This is a genomic window from Collinsella phocaeensis, assembly GCF_900119895.1.
Classification (GTDB): Bacteria; Actinomycetota; Coriobacteriia; order Coriobacteriales; family Coriobacteriaceae; genus Collinsella; species Collinsella phocaeensis.
Genome location: NZ_FQLR01000004.1, coordinates 1,493,607 through 1,509,640, shown reverse-complemented (window position 1 = coordinate 1,509,640; position 16,034 = coordinate 1,493,607). Strand labels below are relative to the sequence as shown.

Below are 16,034 nucleotides of genomic sequence, written 5' to 3'. Positions count from 1 at the left end.
TCATGGTGTCGGGGCGCGCTCCAAGGCGCGCGTGCGCGGTCTTCGCGCTAGGCGAACATGATCTCGTCGAAGGTGTAGAACCCGGGCTCGCGGCCTGCGAGCTTGAGGGTCGCCGCCAAGGCGCCGTCGACGAAGATCTGGCGGCTCGTGGCGCGGTGGGTGAGGGAGAGCTCCTCGTCGGTACCGAAAAACGACACCGTGTGGACCCCGGCGACGGTCCCGCCGCGCAGGGCGTGGACGCCGACCTCGCGCTCATCGCGCGCGCCGCACATGCCCTCGCGCCCGTACACGGGCCGGTAGCCCCCGACGGCCGCATCCGTCGGGGCGCATGTGGCGGCCGAGGCGGCGTTCTTCTCGGATAGCACGGTGTCGAGCAGGAGCTTCGCGGTCCCCGAGGGCGCGTCGACCTTCTTGTTGTGATGGCACTCGACGATCTCCACGTCGAAGCCGGGCAGCTCGCGCGCGGCCTGGCCGACGAGGTGGCGGAGCGCCGCGATACCGATGGAGTAGTTGCCGGAGTGCAGCACCGCGGCGTGCGCGCCGAGGGCGCGCAGGGACCCCATCTGCGCGGCGGTGAGGCCCGTGGTGCCGCACACGAGGGCAGCCCCGCTGCGGCGCGCGTAGGCGACGGCCGCCTCGAGGCACGAGGCGTGGGAGAAGTCCACGAGCACGTCGACGGCAGGGGCGGAGTCGAGGTCGGACAGGTCGCGTCCGACCTGGAACGCGACGTCGAAGACGGCCTCTCCGGCCGCATCGCGCATGGTCTCGGCGGTGGAGCGGATGAGCGAGCCCATGCGACCCGCCCCCATGATGGCGATCTTAAGCAAGAAGACCAGCCTCCTTCAGGACGTGGGAAAGGTGCGCGCGCGTCGCGTCCGCCATGGGGGCGAGCGGCGCGCGGTAGGCGAGGTCGAGCATGCCCATCTGGGCCAGCGCCTCCTTGACCGGGATGGGGTTGACCTCGGAGAACAGTGCTCGGATGAGGGGCAGGCCGGCGATCTGGATCGAGCTGGCCCGCGCGAAGTCTCCGGCGAGCGCGGCGGCGCACATCTCGTGCACGAGCGCAGGCTGGACGTCGGCCCACACGGAGATGGTGCCGGAGGCGCCGATCGCCATGAGCGGGACGGTGAGGGCATCCTCGCCGGAGTACATGCGGAAGTCGTCGGAGACGAGGTGCGCGATGCTCATCGCGAAGTCCATGCTGCCGCTCGCCTCCTTGATGCCCATGACGTTGGGGTGACGGCTCAGGCGCTCGACGTTGGCGACGCTGACGCCGCAGCCGCACCGCCCAGGGATGTTGTAGAGGATGCAGGGGATGTCCACCGCGTCGGCGACGGTGGCGAAGTGCCGGTAGATGCCCTCCTCGTTGCTCTTGTTGTAATACGGGGCGATGAGCAGTAGGCCGTCGGTGCCCAGGCGCTGGAAGGCAAGGGACTTCTCGAGCATGGTCTGCGTGCAGTTGGACCCGGAGCCGGCGATCACGGGGATGCGCCCGCCGACGCGCTCCACGACGAACGCCACGACCCTCTCGTCCTCCTCGTGCGTCATGGTCGAGCTCTCGCCCGTTGTCCCCAGGGTGAGGATGGCGTCGGTGCCCTGGTCGAGATGCCAGTCGACGAGCCGGGCGAGCGCGTCGAAGTCGATCGAGCCGTCCGCCGAGAACGGGGTGACGAGCGCGACGATCGATCCGGTGAGGTTGCGGATATCCATGTATGGGCTCCTTTCGATGGGTCTCATGACGGCGGGGCGCACCGCGCGGCGCGACGGGACGGCGATCGGGCCGCGCGGTGTCGCTACCGGACGCCCTGCGCGGCCTCGCCGTGCGCGATGCGCTCGAGTCGGGCGTGGACGCCCGCCTGCACGTCGAGGGTCGCGAAGTAGTCGGACGGCGTCTCGGCGCGGCGGATGAGCCTGCAGCCGCCGTCTTCGCGCAGCAGGACTTCGGCGCTGCGCAGGCGGCCGTTGTAGTTGTAGCCCATGGAGTAGCCGTGCGCCCCGGTGTCATGGATCACGAGCAGGTCGCCGATCTCCACCTCGGGCAGGGCGCGGTCGCGGGCGAACTTGTCGTTGTTCTCGCACAGGTTGCCGGTGACGTCGTAGGTGCGCACCGCCGGGCTGCCGCTCTTGTCCGGGCCGTTCGCCTGGCCCATCACGGTGATGTGGTGGTAGGCGCCGTACATCGCCGGGCGGATGAGGTCGCAGGCGTTGGCGTCGACGCCGATGTAGTCCTTGTAGGTGCGCTTCTCGTGGATGGCCCGCGTGACCAGGCAGCCGTAGGGTCCCATCATGAAGCGGCCCATCTCGGTGAAGATCGCGACGTCGCCCATGCCGGCGGGGACGAGGATCTCCTCGAAGGCCCGTCGCACGCCTTCGCCGATGGCGCGGATGTCGTTTGCCCGCTTGTCGGGGCGATAGGGGATGCCCACGCCGCCCGAGAGGTTGATGAAGCCGATGTGGACGCCGGTCTCGCGCTCGAGGCGCACCGCGAGCGCGAACAGGATGCGGGCGAGGGCGGGATAGTATTCGTCCGTCACGGTGTTGCTCGCCAGGAAGGCATGCAGGCCGAAGGTCTCGGCCCCGGCCTCGGAGAGCATGCGGTAGGCTTCGGGCAGCTGCTCTTCGGTCATGCCGTATTTGGAGTCGCCGGGGTTGTCCATGATGCCGTTTGCCAGCTGGAACAGCCCACCCGGGTTGAACCGGCAGCTCACCGTCTTGGGAATGGGGCCCGCGACGTGCCGATAGAACGGGATGTGGCTGATGTCGTCGAAATTGACGATAGCGTCGAGCTCCGCGGCGAGGCGGAAGTCCTCGGCCGGGACGTCGTTGGCGGAGAGCATGACCTTATCGCCGCGCATGCCCAGCGCCTCGGCGAGTATGAGCTCCGTGGCGCTCGAGCAGTCCAGGCCGCAGCCATACTCGCCCAGAATGGAAATGAGCGCGGGGTTGGGGTTCGCCTTGACGGCGAAGTACTCGCGGAAGCCCGGGTTCCAGGCGAAGGCGTCGCGCACCGCCTCCATGTTGCGGCGGATGCCCGCCTCGTCGTATAGGTGGAACGGGGTGGGGAAGTGCTCGCAGATGGACACGAGCCGGTCCTTCGTGACGAAGGGTGTTTTGGTCATGGAAGCTCCTCTGTGCGGATAGCGCTCCTGCAAAAACGATGCAGACAGTCCTGCGGGTGTTCCCCGCGGGCCCACCCGTCGCGCCGTGCCCGGCGGCCGGGTTCGGCAGGATTGCCCCCGCACGGGGTCTGCGCCTGCCGGCTCGCCCGCGCCTCATCGTTCCCGCGCCTCTATCGGTCTATCTACTTTATCAGGATGGAGCGCTTGGCGAGCCGGGCCGCCATCGCGCAACAGGACGGAAACCTTTGCGGGTTGAGACTCCGCGGTCGGAACGCCTGCGCGCCGCGCCGGTATAATTGCCCACATCGTGATGGCCGTCGGGCGCTGCGGCGGAGAAGCCGTGCGGCCCCCGGCGGGTACGCCCGCTGCCCGGCGGATTGCCGCGGCGCCAGCCGGCAGCGGCGCATGAGGCATGGGAGGGGCATATGGGGCATAGGGTCGAGGGCACGCAGTTGGACGGCGGGCGGAGGGATGACCGGCTCGGGCGGTTGCGGAGGTTCCGCCGCGACCTGCACCGCATACCCGAGCTCGACGTCGACCTGTTCAGCACCATGGCCTATGTCGAGGGCGTGCTATCGGGCCTTTCCTGCGAGCTCTCCCGTCCCGCGCCGGGCTGCGTGTGCGCGTTTTTCGATTGCGGCTCCCCTGCCGCGACAGCCGTCCGGGCGGACATGGACGCGCTGCCCATCACCGAGGCGACGGGCAGCGCGTTCTCATCGCGTCATGCGGGGCGCATGCACGCGTGCGGCCACGACGCCCATATGGCCATGGCGCTTGCTGCCGCCGTGGAGGTCGACGAGGTGCTTTCGGCGGGGGCCGCGGGCAGGGCGAAGCTGGGCCGCAGCGTCCTGTTCGTGTTCCAGCCCGCCGAGGAGACGACGGGCGGCGCCGCGACCGTGTGCGCCTCGGGCGTGTTCGAGCGCTATCGCGTCGACCGGATCTTCGGGTTCCACGTGTGGCCGGACCTCCCGTGGGGCGCGGTGGCGTCGTGCGCGGGGCCGCTGCTCGCCCGCTCGAGCGAGACCCATGTGCATATCGAGGGCGTGAGCACGCATATCGCCAAGACCTATGGCGTCGCGGCGTCCGAGAGCCGCGACGCCATGCTCGCTGCAGCGCGGTTCGTCGCCGGGGTGCGCGAGCTCATGGACCGCCTGGGAGCCGAGGAGCCCTGCCTGGCGCGCTTCGGGTTCCTTGAGGCGGGGACGGTGTGCAACGCCGTTGCCGGCAGCGCGCACGTCGCCGGCAGCGTGCGCGTGTTCACCGACGCGATGTTCGACCGCGCGCGCACGGGGATTCGCGCGGTGCTTGATGAGGCGTGCTCCTCGTGCGGGTGCACGGGGTCAGTCGAGTTCGCCGACGGCTACCCTCCGGTGGACAACGACCCGGAGCTGTTCGCCCTCGTTCGGCGCGCGCTGCCCGAGCTCGAGCGCGTGCGCGAGCCGCTTCTGATCGCCGAGGACTTCTCCTTCTACCAGCGCCATCTGCCGGGCGTGTTCTTCCTGTTGGGGATCGGGCCGAGCGAGGGGGCGACGGCTGGGGGCTACGGAGAGCTCGGTTGCGCGCGGGCGCCCCTGCACGGCGACGCCCTGATGTTCGACGAGAGCGTCCTTGTGCGCGGGGTCGACGTGTACCGCCGCCTGCTCGCGTTGCCGTAGACGGTTGTCGGCCGAGCCGTGCAGCCGTGCGCCACGTGCGGCATCGGGCGTTTCGTTCCACCGGCGAGCCTCCTCGGCGGCCAGCTTGCGCGCGGGACCGTCACGCCGGGTTTCCGCACGCCCACGCTCGGCGCTCGATGTACGGGCGCGGCCACGCGGTCTTTTCGGCGTGCTGGGCGAACGGGGCGTGCCGTGCGGGGGCGTCGGGTATTAGCTCTCAGCTAATGAAACGGCCGGGCCATATCGATACAGTTTCTCTTGTGTTGGGGGCGGGGCATGAGCGCCCGCCGTCGAGAGATTGGAATCGTTATGGCTGAGGGTAAGAAGAAGCCGATAGGCAAGATCATCCTTGCGTTGCTCGTCGTGGTCGTCGTCGCCGTGGCAGGCGGCGGCAACTCTGCAGACAGCTCCTCGGGGGCCACGGTGTCGCGCGATGAGGGGTCCGGGAGCGCTTCCGTCGAGAGCGCGGTCTCAGAGCCCGAGCTCGAACCGGAGCCGGACGTGCCGACTGAGTACATATCGGCGCTCAAGAAGGCTGAGACCTATTCCGACATGATGCACATGTCGAAGCAGGGCATCTACGACCAGCTTGTCTCGGAATATGGCGAGCAGTTCTCCCCGGAAGCCGCCCAGTACGCCATCGATAACCTTCAGGCGGACTACAACGCCAATGCGCTCGAGAAGGCGAAGGTGTATCAAGATGATATGCACATGTCGCCCGAGGCGATTCGCGACCAGCTGGTCTCGGAATATGGGGAGAAATTCACCCAGGAAGAAGCGGATTACGCTGTCGCGAATCTGGGGTAGGGCCGTGCCGGGGCACGGTGTATCGTGCTGGTGCGGTCGCACCCCGGGGCGTGCGTCACAGACGGGACAGGAGGGGATGTATGTCTGAGCGTTTGACGGAAGAGGTGCTGCAGGAACTGCTCGGCGCCCCTTGCATCGATTCGTTCATCGACGATCACGAGTTTTCCTCCCGTTCGCTCGCCGAGTATCTTCAAGGCCTGCTCGAAGCCAAGCATCTGGAGCGCGTGCGCGTGGTGCGCATGGCCGATCTGAACGAGACCTTCGGGTATCAGATTTTTACCGGCGCCCGCAATCCGTCGCGAAACAAGGTGCTCCAGATAGCCTTCGCGATGGCGCTTAGCCTGCGCGAGGCGAACCGTGCCCTTACCTGTGCCGGCGCGAGCATGCTGGACCCCAAGAACCGCCGGGACGCCATCATCATCTTCTGCCTTGATCGCGGCTGTTCTTTGCAAAGGGTGAACGAAGAGCTCTACCGCCTGGGCGAGGAAACGGTCTGCTAGCTTCTGCGATCGTCCGCCTCCGCACGACCGCCCGAGATGCCCGGATGCGCGTTCGCGTGTCCGGGCATCCTGTTACTATGGGACTATGAACACCTTGACTGACACCCGTGCGCAGAACCTCTCTTCGGAGCTCGACGCCTTTCTGGCGAGCGAGTTCGATGGCCCTTGGCTTGTCGAACGGACACTCAAGAGCTCGCCCCATGAGGTGACCGAGCTCGTTCGGCTGCAGGGCGCCTCCGAAGGGGGCGAGCGGTTCGTGCGAAAGCGCATCGAGTGCGTCAAGGGACTCGGGACTGCGTACGAGGAGCTCGTCCGTGCCCAAACGATCGGGGTGCAGCTTCCCGGCGTTCCTCGTATCGTTTCGTGCGAGCGTTCCGCCGGCAGCCTGACGGTGGTCATGGAGTTCATCGAGGGGGACGCGCTCGATCGTTTCGCTGTGGCGTTCGGGGCGGGGGATGCGCTGGCGCTCCTCGTCGTGCCCGCGCTGGCGGACGCCGTCGCCTGCCTGCACGAGCGTCTAGATGCCCCGCTGATCCATCGCGATCTCAAGCCCCAGAACGTTATCGTGCGCCACGGGGCGCCGGTGATCATCGATTTCGGGATTGCACAGAGTTGGCGCGAGGGCGCGGAGACGGATACGGCGCACTTTCTGACGCGCGCATATGCTCCGCCCGAGCAGTTCGGCTTCGGCCAGACCGATGAGCGCAGCGACGTGTACGCCATGGGAAAACTGCTGTATTTCTGTTTGACGGGAACGACCCCGCCGAGCGTATGCGACCTGGGCGCGTGCTTGGGCGCGGGCCTTTCGGAGGATTGCGCCCATGTGGTCGCCTGCGCGTGCGCCTTCGATCCCGCGGCACGCTTCCAGACGGTCCGGGCATTCGCCGCCGCCGCCCGCGATGCGCTGGCCCCGGCTCCCGTCGCCCCGCCGCCTTCGCATCCGGCGCCCGCCCCTCAGGACCGCGTTTCGGAGTCGCCGTCTACCGGAATCTTCATCGAGCCCGCACCTCCGCCCGCGTCCATTCCGCCGCGGCGCCCCGCGCGTCTCTATGCCGCCGCCCGTGGCTCCGTCTTGCGCGCGCTGGGAGCCGTGCCGTCCTGGGCGGGGCGCATCTGGAACGCAGCGGTGCTCGTCGTCTGGGCGTTCTACCTGATGGGCTGCATCTTCGCCGTCGTCTCGCCCAACGCGCACGACGCCGCGCTCCCGATTTGGTTTCTGGTCCTCGAATACCTGGGGATGGCCGCGCTCGACTTCACCGTCATCGCCTATCTCATGCTCGACCGCCGCCGTCTGCGCCGGCGATTTCCCGCACTTGCGCGTCGGAGCGTATGTTCCGAGGTGAAGATGGGTGTCGCCGTGATCGCGGCGTCCATGTTTCTCGCTGTCGCCGCGGGCATGGCATCCGGCTCGATCTGAGTTCGATTCCGTCGGTCGTTGGGGGTTGGCCGCGGGATCCATATCGTCGCGTCGGGCCGGGTTCAACTGGGTAAGATAGACGCCAATGGACCATGCGCGCCGGCGGCTGCCGGCTGTGGCGATAGGGAAGGGGAGCGTTATGAACGCACGCGAGCTGATCGACGTCATCGATGCGGCGGAGGGAAGGCTGAAGGCCGATACGGTGTTCCGGAACGCTCGGATCGTCGACGTCTACGGCCATCGCGTCGCCAAGGGCAGCGTCGCGGTCCGTCGCGGCGTCATCGCCGGCGTCATGTACGAGGGACGAGACGACGTGGAGGCCTACGACGCGGATGAGGTCGTCGACTGCGAGGGGCGCTACCTCGCGCCCGGCCTGATCGACGGGCACCTGCATATCGAGAGCTCCAATATCCGGCCCGCGGAATACGCCAGGATGGCGGCGACGCGCGGCACCACGACCGCCATTGCCGACAGCCACGAGATCGCGAACGTCTGCGGGCTCGACGGCCTCTCGTTCATGATCGCCGACGCGCGCCGCGCGCCCATCGACATCAAGTTCATGATGCCCTCGTGCGTGCCCGCCCTGCCCGATGAGCAGGCGGGCGCCACCATCACGGCGTCCGATATGCGCGCCTTCATGGCCGAGCATCCGGGCGAGATCTTCGGCTTGGGCGAGATGATGAACCTGCCGGGCATCTTCACGGCCGATCCCGAGACGTGCGAACGCGTTGCCGTGGGCGCCGATACCGCATCGCGACAGGTGGATGGCCACGCCCCCATGGTCATGGGGCGCGACCTCAACGCCTATGCCGCAGCGGGCGTCATAGCCGACCACGAGTCGACGGTTCCCGAGGAGGCGCTCGACAAGCTGTCCCGCGGCATGTACATCATGCTGCGCGAGGGTACCTGCAGCCATGATCTGGAGAGCCTCGCCCCGCTCGTGCTCGAGGACCTTGCCCGTGCGCGCCGTTGCTGCTTCGCGACGGATGACCGCGCGCCTTCCGACGCGCTTTCGCAGGGCATGATCGACAACGCCTGCCGCCTGGCCGTCGAGATGGGCATCGACCCCGTCACGGCGATCTCGATGGCGACGCTCTCGACGGCGGAGTGCTTCGGCTTGGACCACGGGATCGTTCCCGCCCTTGAGCGCCGCGGGTCCATCGCCCCGGGCAAGCGGGCAGACTTGCTGGTGCTCGACGACCTCACGTTCTCGGGTGCTCCGCACCGCGTGTACGCTGCCGGACGCCTTGTCGCGGCAGAGGGCGAGTTCGTGGGGGAGATGTCCGAGCCTTCCGCCGAGGCGGTCCGCCTTGAGGGGCTGCTGCGCAATTCGGTGAAGCTGCCGCGGCTGTCGCTCGAGGCGTTTTCCTACGGGTTCCGCCCGGGGGAGCCGGTCATCGACGTCATTCCCGGTAACGCGATTACCGGTATGGCCCGTCCCGAGTCCGATGAGGGCCTCTGCCGCATCATGTTGATCGAGCGCCACGGACGCGGCGTCGCCGCCCAGCAGGCGGGTGCGGACGGCGAGGGCCCGGCGGGGCTGGGCCTTGTCGGCTCGCACATCGGACGCGGCTGGGTCCGCGGATACACCATCGAGGGCGGTGCCGTCGCCAGCACGATCGGACACGATTCGCACAACGTGTGCGTGGTGGGCGATAATCCGGAGGACATGCTGCTTGCGGTGGAGAGCGTGGGGCAGGGCGGGCACGTCCTGGTCCGCGGGGGCAAGGTCGTCGCCCGGATTCCGCTCCCGCTCGGCGGTCTCATGAGCGACGCCTCCGCTGAAGAGGTGGCCCGCCAGCATGGTGCGTTCATGGCTGAGGCCCGTGCTGCCGGGATCCTGCCGCCGCTCGATCCCATCATGGGCATCATCTTCTTGCCGTTGCCCGTCATCCCCTCGTTGCGCATCCGTCCCGAGGGGATGTTCGACGTCACCACGTTCTCTTACGCGGAGTGATGGTCCCGCCGTCTTGCGGTCATGTGGCCGGCGGGGAGGCTGTCCTCTCTTTGACGGGAAGCTGCCATAGAGGGCGCACACTTGCGGTGCGCATATTGAAACAGGAGGTTTGTGATACATGATTAAGCTGATCGCTTCGGATATGGACGGCACGCTGCTGGACGAGAGCAGCCAGGTGCCCGAGGAGACCTACGAGCTCATTCGCGCCCTGCGGGACCGAGGCGTGCACTTCGCCGCGTCGTCGGGGCGCCGCTTCGATAAGCTCTGCCAGTTCTTCGCGCCCGTGCGCGAGGAGATGGATTTCGTGGCTTCCAACGGTGCCCAGGTGTATGCCGAGGGGCGTCAGATCGGCCGCGAGGTCTATTCCCATCTTTCCATCCGTCGCCTCGCCAAGACGGTCGCGCTCTTCGACAACCTGCACCTCGCGCTCTTCGATCGCACCAAGTCGTTCCTGCTCGATGATGAGGGCAAGTTCGTTCGCGAGGTCGACAAGGACCTTCCCAACGTCGAGCGCATCTGGGAGCTTCCCGACGTCGACGTGAACATCATCAAGGCGAGCGTCTTTTGCAGCGATGGCAACGTGATGGACAACGCCTATGTCTTGACGCAGGAGCTGGGCGACGACTTCGTGTTCGCACCGTCCGGAAGCTCGTGGATCGATTGCATGCAGCCCGGGGTGAGCAAGGCGACGGGCGTTCAGCTCCTGATGGAGCATTACGGCATCGAGCGCGATGAGGTCATGGCGTTCGGCGATGCGATGAACGACTACCAGCTCATCCGCTTCGCGGGATGCGGATGTGCCATGGAAAACGGGCGCCCCGCCCTCAAGGCCGTAGCCGACCGCGTCGTGGGGCGCAATCGCGATCACGCGGTGCAGGCGGAGATGCGCCGCATCCTTGAGTCGCTCGACTAAGCGATGTCCCGGCTTCGTGCTTCGGTGCGAGGGTTCGTTTCGCAAGGTGAACGAGGGCCCGGCACGCTCCTTCGGGAGGCGTGCCGGGCCCTCGTCATCCGCTTGCGGAGCGCCTATGCGCGTTGGATCAGCTCAAGTATGGTGAGCGCTACGCCGTCGTCGTCGTTGGCCGCGCAGACGCGGTCGGCGGCCGCCTTGGTCTCGGGCTCGGCGTTATCCATGGCGACGCCGGTCCCTGCGACCCGGAGCATCTCGATATCGTTGAAGTTGTCGCCGAATGCGACGGCGTTGGAGGCGGGGATGCCCAGGTGTCGGCATAGCCAGTCCAGAGCGGTGCCCTTGGAGGCATCCTTGTCCATGACCTCGATGTTCATGGGATAGGAGCGCGTTAGGGCAACGCCCTCGATGGCGCCAACGGCCTCGACGATGCGGTCGCGGTCGTCCGAATCGCGCCAGTACATGGCCAGCCGCTCGAGGTCGTGCACGCGGTCAATGGTCTCGTCGGGCTCCTCGTCCACGGGCGTGCGCCCGGCCCGCATGGAAGCGAGCGTATACGGGTCGTCGACGAAGTCTTCGAGGCGGTCGTAGAGATCTCGGCGCAGGAAGCTGTGGTTGTCGGCAAAGACATCGAACGTCACGTCGTAGGCTTGGGCGATGTCCCATACGGCATGGGCGGCTTCGCGCGAGAGCGGAACGAGGCGGATGCGCTCAGCGCCCTCGAGGCGGCTGCCGGCGGGGCCGAGCCGATAGACGGCGGCGCCGTTGGAGCTGACGGCGTAGTGTACGGAGGGATGATCGAGGACAACTGCGGGAATGCCCGTGAGGGCGCGTCCGGTGCAGGGGACGAATTCAAAGCCGGCTTCGGCGATGGCGTCGAGCGCGTGCCGGCTCGTCTCGCTCACCGTTTTCTCAGTGGTGAGGAACGTCCCGTCCATATCGGAGAAGAAGATCATGGGAACCTTTCGGCTGCGTGGTCGCGTGCGTGGCTTAGAGGCGATACATGAAGTTGAAGACGTCTTCGCGCTGGAGGGAGACCTCGACGCCGATCTCCTTGCCGGTCTCGGCCAAGGCGTCGGAGAGCGCGTGGAAGTCCAGGGCGGACTCGGCGATATCTGCGAGCATGGTCATGGTGAAGATATCATCGATGATGCTTTGCGTGATGTCGCGGATGTCGACGCCCTCCTCACCCAGGACGCGCGTGACGGCCGCGACGATGCCCGGGCGGTTCTTGCCGAGGACGGTGATGACGATGCGGTTGGATGAGGTCTCGGCCATGAGGGCCCCTTTCGCGTATGGGCGCCGCGCGCCCGGATCTGAGCAACCTCACCATTGTATCCGCTCGCGGCGGGCGTGAACCCTTCGTCGGATCTTGAAACCTTGCGCGATGCGGGCTGCGGGCGCTCGGCGGGTCGCCCGGGCTTGCAAGATGGTGCTTTTGTGGCAGTGCCCGCCCTGTGGTACCATAGGCAAGCTGTTTTGCCTTGGTCGGAAACCAAGGCACCCCTTAGTCCTGCTTGGAAACCAGGACGCGAGATATAAGAGGAGCCCTGCCATGAAAAACGGTATCCATCCGGAGTACGTGGACTGCACGGTTCGCTGCAGCTGCGGCAACACGTTCATGACCCGCTCGACCAAGCCTGAGATCCAGGTCGAGCTCTGCAACGAGTGCCACCCGTTCTACACCGGTCAGCAGAAGTTCGTCGACACCGGTGGACGCGTCCAGCGCTTCGCCGACAAGTTCGGTGGCGCCGCCCAGGCCGCCCTCGAGCGCGAGGCCGCCAAGAAGGCCGCCAAGGCCAAGGCTGCCGAGGAGGCCGCTGCCAAGAAGGCCGCCGAGCGCGAGGCCAAGGCCGCCGAGAAGGCCAAGCGTGCTGAGAAGTACGCCGCCGAGGCCGCCAAGAAGGCCGCCGAGGCTCCTGCCGAGGAGCCCGCTGCCGAGACCGCCGAGGCCGAGACCGCCGAGGTTGCCGAGTAGCGCTCAAAGCACATGTGTGCGTCAACGGCTCCGTGCCCTACGGGTGCGGGGCCGTTTTTGATATGTGCCGCGTCGCGGCACCAGGTAGATAGGAGCTTTCCATGATCCGTGAGCTTATCCACGACGATGCCGTCCTGTCGCAGCCGTGCGCCGCTGCGACCGCGGAGGACGCCGCTATCGCGCAGGACCTCGTCGACACCCTTGCCGCCGCCGAGGATGCCGCCTGCCTTGCTGCCAACCAGATCGGCGAGACGAAGGCCATCGCCGCCTTCGTTGACGACGAGGAGCGCGTGCACGTCATCTACAACCCCAAGATGCTGCTCGGCCTCGGCGCCTACATGGCGGAGGAGCGCTGCCTTTCCCACGAGGAGATCGTGAGCGTCAAGCGATTCGCGAAGGTGAAGGTCTCCTTCGAGGAGCTTGTGGACGGCAAGCTGGTCGCTCGTCGTCGCGACTACACCGGGTTCGTCGCCCAAATGGTTCAGCACATGATTGACCACTGCAACGGCAAGCTGGTCTAATCTGACCACTCATGCGATGCGCCACCGGCTGGCGCCTCGAGCGGCGGGAGGGGCGGATGCTCCCTCCCGCCGCTTTCCGTCAGCGGGCGAGCAGCCGACGAAGCCTGCGCTGGGCGCGTCGCATCCCGCCGCCTCCTCCCGCCGCCTCCGAGCCGTCTAGGATCCGTATGACGCGGTCCATGGTTCGCGCATCTCCCATCTGGGCGCGCGTCATGGGTATGACCGCGATGTCCGGGAACGCATCCCTCTCGATCGGCGCGCTATAGGGGTCGTCGACGATATCGAACGCGATGTTTTGCTTCGGCCAGTAAAGCGCCATGGCTCCTCCTCATCCTCCCGCCTGTCCCGCTGACGGGCGACCAAGGCTATCAGCCGTCGTTTGAACAGCCTTGCGATTCCTCTTACAGGGGGGAGGGGATCTGCAGGTAGATGCCGCGCGGCCTCCCTGGATCTGTTTTTTCATGAGAGGGGAGGGCCCTGCACCGTTTCGCCACACTTGGCGATCTCCCTGCTCAGGTGCTTGAGCTAAAATGAACCCGGAGCAGTATGCTTTATTAAGGCGTAGCGCCTTGCGGCGTCGCGCATCGGTTTATCGGAGGATCGTATGGACTCCAGTCTTCTCCAGGGCTTGCTGTGGACCGCGCTCGGTTGCGGCTTTACGTGGCTCATGACCACCGCCGGTGCCGCGGTGGTGTTCTTCGTGCGGGGCGACAAACCCTCCACCCATCGAATCTTTCTCGGGTTCGCGGCGGGCGTCATGATCGCGGCGAGCGTCTGGTCGCTGCTCAATCCCGCCATCGAGCAGGCAGAAGAGCTCGGTCAGGTGGGATGGGTATCCGCTGCGGGCGGCTTCCTTTTGGGCGTTGCCTTCCTGCTCGCGCTCGACACCCTTCTTCCGCATCTCCATTCGGGCGGCGACGAGCCGGAGGGCATCAAGACGGACTGGAAGCGCACCACGCTCCTCGTTTCGGCCGTGACGCTCCATAACATTCCCGAAGGCATGAGCGTCGGCCTCCTGTTCGCCATGGCCGCCCAGAACCCCGGACCCTCCGGTGAGGCGTTCCTGGGCATGGCGATGGCCTTGGCTGTCGGCATGGGCCTGCAGAACTTCCCCGAGGGCGCGGCGGTTTCGCTTCCGCTGGCGCGCGAGGGCATGGGCCGCGCAAAGGCCTTCTTGCTGGGCAGCCTCTCGGGCATCGTCGAACCCATCTTCGGGATCGGCGTCGTCCTCGCGTCGGGTTGGATCGAGCCGTTCATGCCCTGGATGCTCGCGTTCGCCGCGGGGGCGATGATCTACGTCGTCGTCGAGGAGCTCATCCCCGAGGCCCACCTCGGTGAGCACTCCAATGTGGGCACGCTCGGCGTCATTGCGGGCTTCGTGCTCATGATGGTCCTCGACGTGGCGCTGGGCTAGCGGTTTTCCGCCTTGAGCGAATTCGAGTCGGGAGAGATCCGCCGTGCAGTCGGTTTTCTACATCGATGCCGGCTGCATGGATGGTCGCGCAGCCGGCGCACGTGGAGGCCGGGGCGGCGTCTTGTCCGAAGTCGGCTGTGGGGCGCATCCTCTTTTGGATATGCGCATCTCAGGCTCGTGACGTGCGCAGATTGCCGGCTTGGGCCCAGGCGAGCCATGACCGGCTGTGCGCTGCGTCCGGCTTGGCGGTGCACGGCGTAGCCGCGCTCGAGGTCGGAGGTCGGGAAGCTTCGAGGCGGCGAAACTGCGGTGCGCTGGGTGCGGATACTTGAGCATGGTCAAAAAACAGGTCGAGACAGTACTCGGCGCGCATATACATGGTGCTGCGCGGAATGTAGTCGGTCGGCTTCCATGCGTTCGGAGACATCTGTATCGACAGTGCATGCTATTGTGCCTTCTGGTCATCTAGGAACGGCTGCTTGAGCGCCGATTGCGCGCCGCCCGACCCGCCTTCTCACGCAGACAGCACTGTCTCGGCTGGGATTTTGACCACCCGCGCACGGCAACCCTGGAACCTGTATGTAGCCGGTGCATAAATCCGGCGCAAAGGAGCGCGCTCACGCATGTTTGGCAATGGGGCCATCGCTGCCGCCCTTATGAGGGCCGTAGCCGAATCGGGGGGGCCTCGGCTTTGACCGATCGGCTATATCTCGGGTCTCGAGGAACCGTCTGTCCTTCCATCGCATTGCCTCTTTATCCGCATCGAGACGGGCGCTCGGCATCGAAGCCTGTCTTCAGGCTTGAAAGGCCGATATTTCGTAGCCGAATGGCACTCTCGAAATACCTTGCCCAATTTCCCCAAATCGGTGCCTGTCTCTCAATGCAGGTTCTAAATCAACGGGGTGCCCTGGGCCGTAGACAAACGTGCGGATTGCATGAAAGGGGTCGGTCGCGACATATGATGCACACTATGTGCAATAATGCTCAGTCGGAGTAATATCTTGAGTACCGTGGAGGCGACGTGGACATCGAGACGCAACCTGAGCGCAAGTGCGACCGCAGGTCCCTGCGCTCCCAGCGCCTGCTCCGCCGCGCGCTGGCGGAGGAGCTCGCGGAATCCGGCGACCTCGCGCGCGTGACGGTCGCGGGGCTCACGGAGCGCGCCGGTCTGACGAGGCGCACGTTCTACAGTCATTACCGCGATATCCCGGACTTTATCGAGCGTGTCGAGGAGTCGGTTCTCGACGAGGTGCGCACGCATATCGACGCGATCGCCGCGGCGCATCTCGAGGACCTCTACGCGCACATCGATGCCGCGGAGCCCGCTTCGGGGTCCGTCGAGCTCCTCACCTACCTTAAGGACAACGGTGAGCTTATCGGCGCGCTGCTGGGGCCCGGTGGCGACCCCGCCTTCATCGAGAAGCTGCTCGTGCTCGCGCGCGGGGTCGTGTCCGAGCGCATGCAGACGGGCATCTTCCCCGATGCCCTGGGCACCTTCTTCGATTACTACCTGAGTTCCGTCATCGCCTCGGAGGTCGGCATCGTCCAGCGTTGGTTCAGCAACGGTCTGGTCGAGAGCCCCGAGACGATGGCGCGCATCATGACCGTCGTGGCGTTCGTCCGCCCCGGCGACCTGTACGGAAAGCCCATCGACATCAACGTTCCGGCATACGGCCTCAAGCTCATGAGCATGAAGGCGGCGGCGCACACGACGGAATCCGACATCCCTGCTTCCGAGCGAACGGAAGGAAACTAA

At 66.4% G+C, this 16,034-nt stretch carries 16 protein-coding genes and 1 riboswitch; of the genes, 10 read left to right on the top strand and 6 right to left on the bottom strand.

What is annotated here, in order from left to right:
- Positions 1-47 precede the first annotated feature (47 nt).
- The 3 genes from dapB to BQ7355_RS08555 all read right to left on the bottom strand — a co-directional run bounded on the left by dapB (position 48) and on the right by BQ7355_RS08555 (position 3,119).
- Positions 48-827: a 4-hydroxy-tetrahydrodipicolinate reductase gene (gene dapB / locus BQ7355_RS08565; RefSeq protein ID WP_240307365.1), complete on the bottom strand. Its 780-nt coding sequence runs from the start codon at positions 825-827 to the stop codon at positions 48-50.
- On the bottom strand, positions 820-1,710 hold the full coding sequence (dapA, locus tag BQ7355_RS08560; RefSeq protein WP_072415796.1) for a 4-hydroxy-tetrahydrodipicolinate synthase: 891 nt from the start codon (positions 1,708-1,710) through the stop codon (positions 820-822). Before dapA ends, dapB begins: the two co-directional genes overlap by 8 nt.
- Positions 1,711-1,793: 83 nt before the next feature.
- Positions 1,794-3,119 (bottom strand): diaminopimelate decarboxylase, encoded by a 1,326-nt coding sequence (locus tag BQ7355_RS08555; RefSeq protein ID WP_072415795.1) that lies wholly within the window; start codon positions 3,117-3,119, stop codon positions 1,794-1,796.
- Positions 3,120-3,130: 11 nt separating this feature from the next.
- Positions 3,131-3,300: riboswitch (Lysine riboswitch) on the bottom strand.
- Between the two features lie 244 nt (positions 3,301-3,544).
- Between BQ7355_RS08555 and BQ7355_RS08550 the strand changes: the two genes are divergently transcribed.
- The 6 genes from BQ7355_RS08550 (at position 3,545) to BQ7355_RS08525 (ending at position 10,368) form a co-directional block, all read left to right on the top strand.
- Positions 3,545-4,774, top strand: a complete 1,230-nt coding sequence (locus BQ7355_RS08550) for an amidohydrolase (RefSeq protein WP_072415794.1) — start codon at positions 3,545-3,547, stop codon at positions 4,772-4,774.
- A 309-nt stretch (positions 4,775-5,083) separates the two neighbouring features.
- On the top strand, positions 5,084-5,581 hold the full coding sequence (locus BQ7355_RS08545; protein WP_205407581.1) for an Ltp family lipoprotein: 498 nt from the start codon (positions 5,084-5,086) through the stop codon (positions 5,579-5,581).
- 80 nt (positions 5,582-5,661) lie between these two features.
- A complete protein-coding gene (locus tag BQ7355_RS08540) occupies positions 5,662-6,081 on the top strand; it encodes a transcriptional regulator (RefSeq protein ID WP_072415792.1) in 420 nt (139 codons plus the stop codon).
- An 85-nt stretch (positions 6,082-6,166) separates the two neighbouring features.
- The gene (locus tag BQ7355_RS08535; protein ID WP_072415791.1) at positions 6,167-7,498 is read left to right on the top strand and encodes a serine/threonine protein kinase; all 1,332 of its coding nucleotides are present in this window, start codon (positions 6,167-6,169) and stop codon (positions 7,496-7,498) included.
- A 139-nt stretch (positions 7,499-7,637) separates the two neighbouring features.
- Positions 7,638-9,455, top strand: a complete 1,818-nt coding sequence (locus BQ7355_RS08530) for an adenine deaminase (protein WP_072415790.1) — start codon at positions 7,638-7,640, stop codon at positions 9,453-9,455.
- Positions 9,456-9,573: 118 nt separating this feature from the next.
- A complete protein-coding gene (locus BQ7355_RS08525; RefSeq protein WP_072415789.1) occupies positions 9,574-10,368 on the top strand; it encodes a Cof-type HAD-IIB family hydrolase in 795 nt (264 codons plus the stop codon).
- Positions 10,369-10,481: 113 nt separating this feature from the next.
- On the opposite strand, the gene BQ7355_RS08520 is transcribed toward BQ7355_RS08525, so the two are convergent.
- Entirely contained in the window at positions 10,482-11,321 is an 840-nt protein-coding gene (locus BQ7355_RS08520) for a Cof-type HAD-IIB family hydrolase (RefSeq protein WP_072415788.1), read from the bottom strand.
- A gap of 34 nt (positions 11,322-11,355) precedes the next feature.
- Positions 11,356-11,643, bottom strand: a complete 288-nt coding sequence (locus BQ7355_RS08515; protein ID WP_072415787.1) for an ACT domain-containing protein — start codon at positions 11,641-11,643, stop codon at positions 11,356-11,358.
- A gap of 277 nt (positions 11,644-11,920) precedes the next feature.
- Between BQ7355_RS08515 and rpmE the strand changes: the two genes are divergently transcribed.
- Both rpmE and BQ7355_RS08505 read left to right on the top strand, forming a co-directional pair.
- Positions 11,921-12,343, top strand: coding sequence for a 50S ribosomal protein L31 (gene rpmE / locus BQ7355_RS08510; protein WP_072415786.1), 423 nt, complete (start codon positions 11,921-11,923; stop codon positions 12,341-12,343).
- 101 nt (positions 12,344-12,444) lie between these two features.
- Entirely contained in the window at positions 12,445-12,864 is a 420-nt protein-coding gene (locus tag BQ7355_RS08505; protein ID WP_072415785.1) for a peptide deformylase, read from the top strand.
- Between the two features lie 79 nt (positions 12,865-12,943).
- Here the strand turns inward: BQ7355_RS08505 and BQ7355_RS08500 are convergent, their stop codons facing one another.
- Positions 12,944-13,183, bottom strand: coding sequence for a hypothetical protein (locus BQ7355_RS08500; protein ID WP_072415784.1), 240 nt, complete (start codon positions 13,181-13,183; stop codon positions 12,944-12,946).
- Between the two features lie 285 nt (positions 13,184-13,468).
- Between BQ7355_RS08500 and BQ7355_RS08495 the strand changes: the two genes are divergently transcribed.
- Positions 13,469-14,278: a ZIP family metal transporter gene (locus BQ7355_RS08495; protein WP_072415783.1), complete on the top strand. Its 810-nt coding sequence runs from the start codon at positions 13,469-13,471 to the stop codon at positions 14,276-14,278.
- Between the two features lie 1,021 nt (positions 14,279-15,299).
- On the top strand, positions 15,300-16,034 hold the full coding sequence (locus tag BQ7355_RS08490) for a TetR/AcrR family transcriptional regulator (RefSeq protein ID WP_240307364.1): 735 nt from the start codon (positions 15,300-15,302) through the stop codon (positions 16,032-16,034).

What these genes read in the sequence shown, in the direction of transcription:
- BQ7355_RS08505 (WP_072415785.1), top strand. Translation starts at nt 12,445, where the DNA reads ATGATCCGTGAGCTTATCCACGACGATGCCGTCCTGTCGCAGCCGTGC.
- rpmE (WP_072415786.1), top strand. Translation starts at nt 11,921, where the DNA reads ATGAAAAACGGTATCCATCCGGAGTACGTGGACTGCACGGTTCGCTGC.
- dapA (WP_072415796.1), bottom strand. Translation starts at nt 1,710, where the DNA reads ATGGATATCCGCAACCTCACCGGATCGATCGTCGCGCTCGTCACCCCG.
- BQ7355_RS08495 (WP_072415783.1), top strand. Translation starts at nt 13,469, where the DNA reads ATGGACTCCAGTCTTCTCCAGGGCTTGCTGTGGACCGCGCTCGGTTGC.
- BQ7355_RS08535 (WP_072415791.1), top strand. Translation starts at nt 6,167, where the DNA reads ATGAACACCTTGACTGACACCCGTGCGCAGAACCTCTCTTCGGAGCTC.
- BQ7355_RS08550 (WP_072415794.1), top strand. Translation starts at nt 3,545, where the DNA reads ATGGGGCATAGGGTCGAGGGCACGCAGTTGGACGGCGGGCGGAGGGAT.
- BQ7355_RS08500 (WP_072415784.1), bottom strand. Translation starts at nt 13,183, where the DNA reads ATGGCGCTTTACTGGCCGAAGCAAAACATCGCGTTCGATATCGTCGAC.
- BQ7355_RS08545 (WP_205407581.1), top strand. Translation starts at nt 5,084, where the DNA reads ATGGCTGAGGGTAAGAAGAAGCCGATAGGCAAGATCATCCTTGCGTTG.
- BQ7355_RS08530 (WP_072415790.1), top strand. Translation starts at nt 7,638, where the DNA reads ATGAACGCACGCGAGCTGATCGACGTCATCGATGCGGCGGAGGGAAGG.
- BQ7355_RS08515 (WP_072415787.1), bottom strand. Translation starts at nt 11,643, where the DNA reads ATGGCCGAGACCTCATCCAACCGCATCGTCATCACCGTCCTCGGCAAG.
- BQ7355_RS08540 (WP_072415792.1), top strand. Translation starts at nt 5,662, where the DNA reads ATGTCTGAGCGTTTGACGGAAGAGGTGCTGCAGGAACTGCTCGGCGCC.
- BQ7355_RS08555 (WP_072415795.1), bottom strand. Translation starts at nt 3,119, where the DNA reads ATGACCAAAACACCCTTCGTCACGAAGGACCGGCTCGTGTCCATCTGC.
- BQ7355_RS08520 (WP_072415788.1), bottom strand. Translation starts at nt 11,321, where the DNA reads ATGATCTTCTTCTCCGATATGGACGGGACGTTCCTCACCACTGAGAAA.
- BQ7355_RS08525 (WP_072415789.1), top strand. Translation starts at nt 9,574, where the DNA reads ATGATTAAGCTGATCGCTTCGGATATGGACGGCACGCTGCTGGACGAG.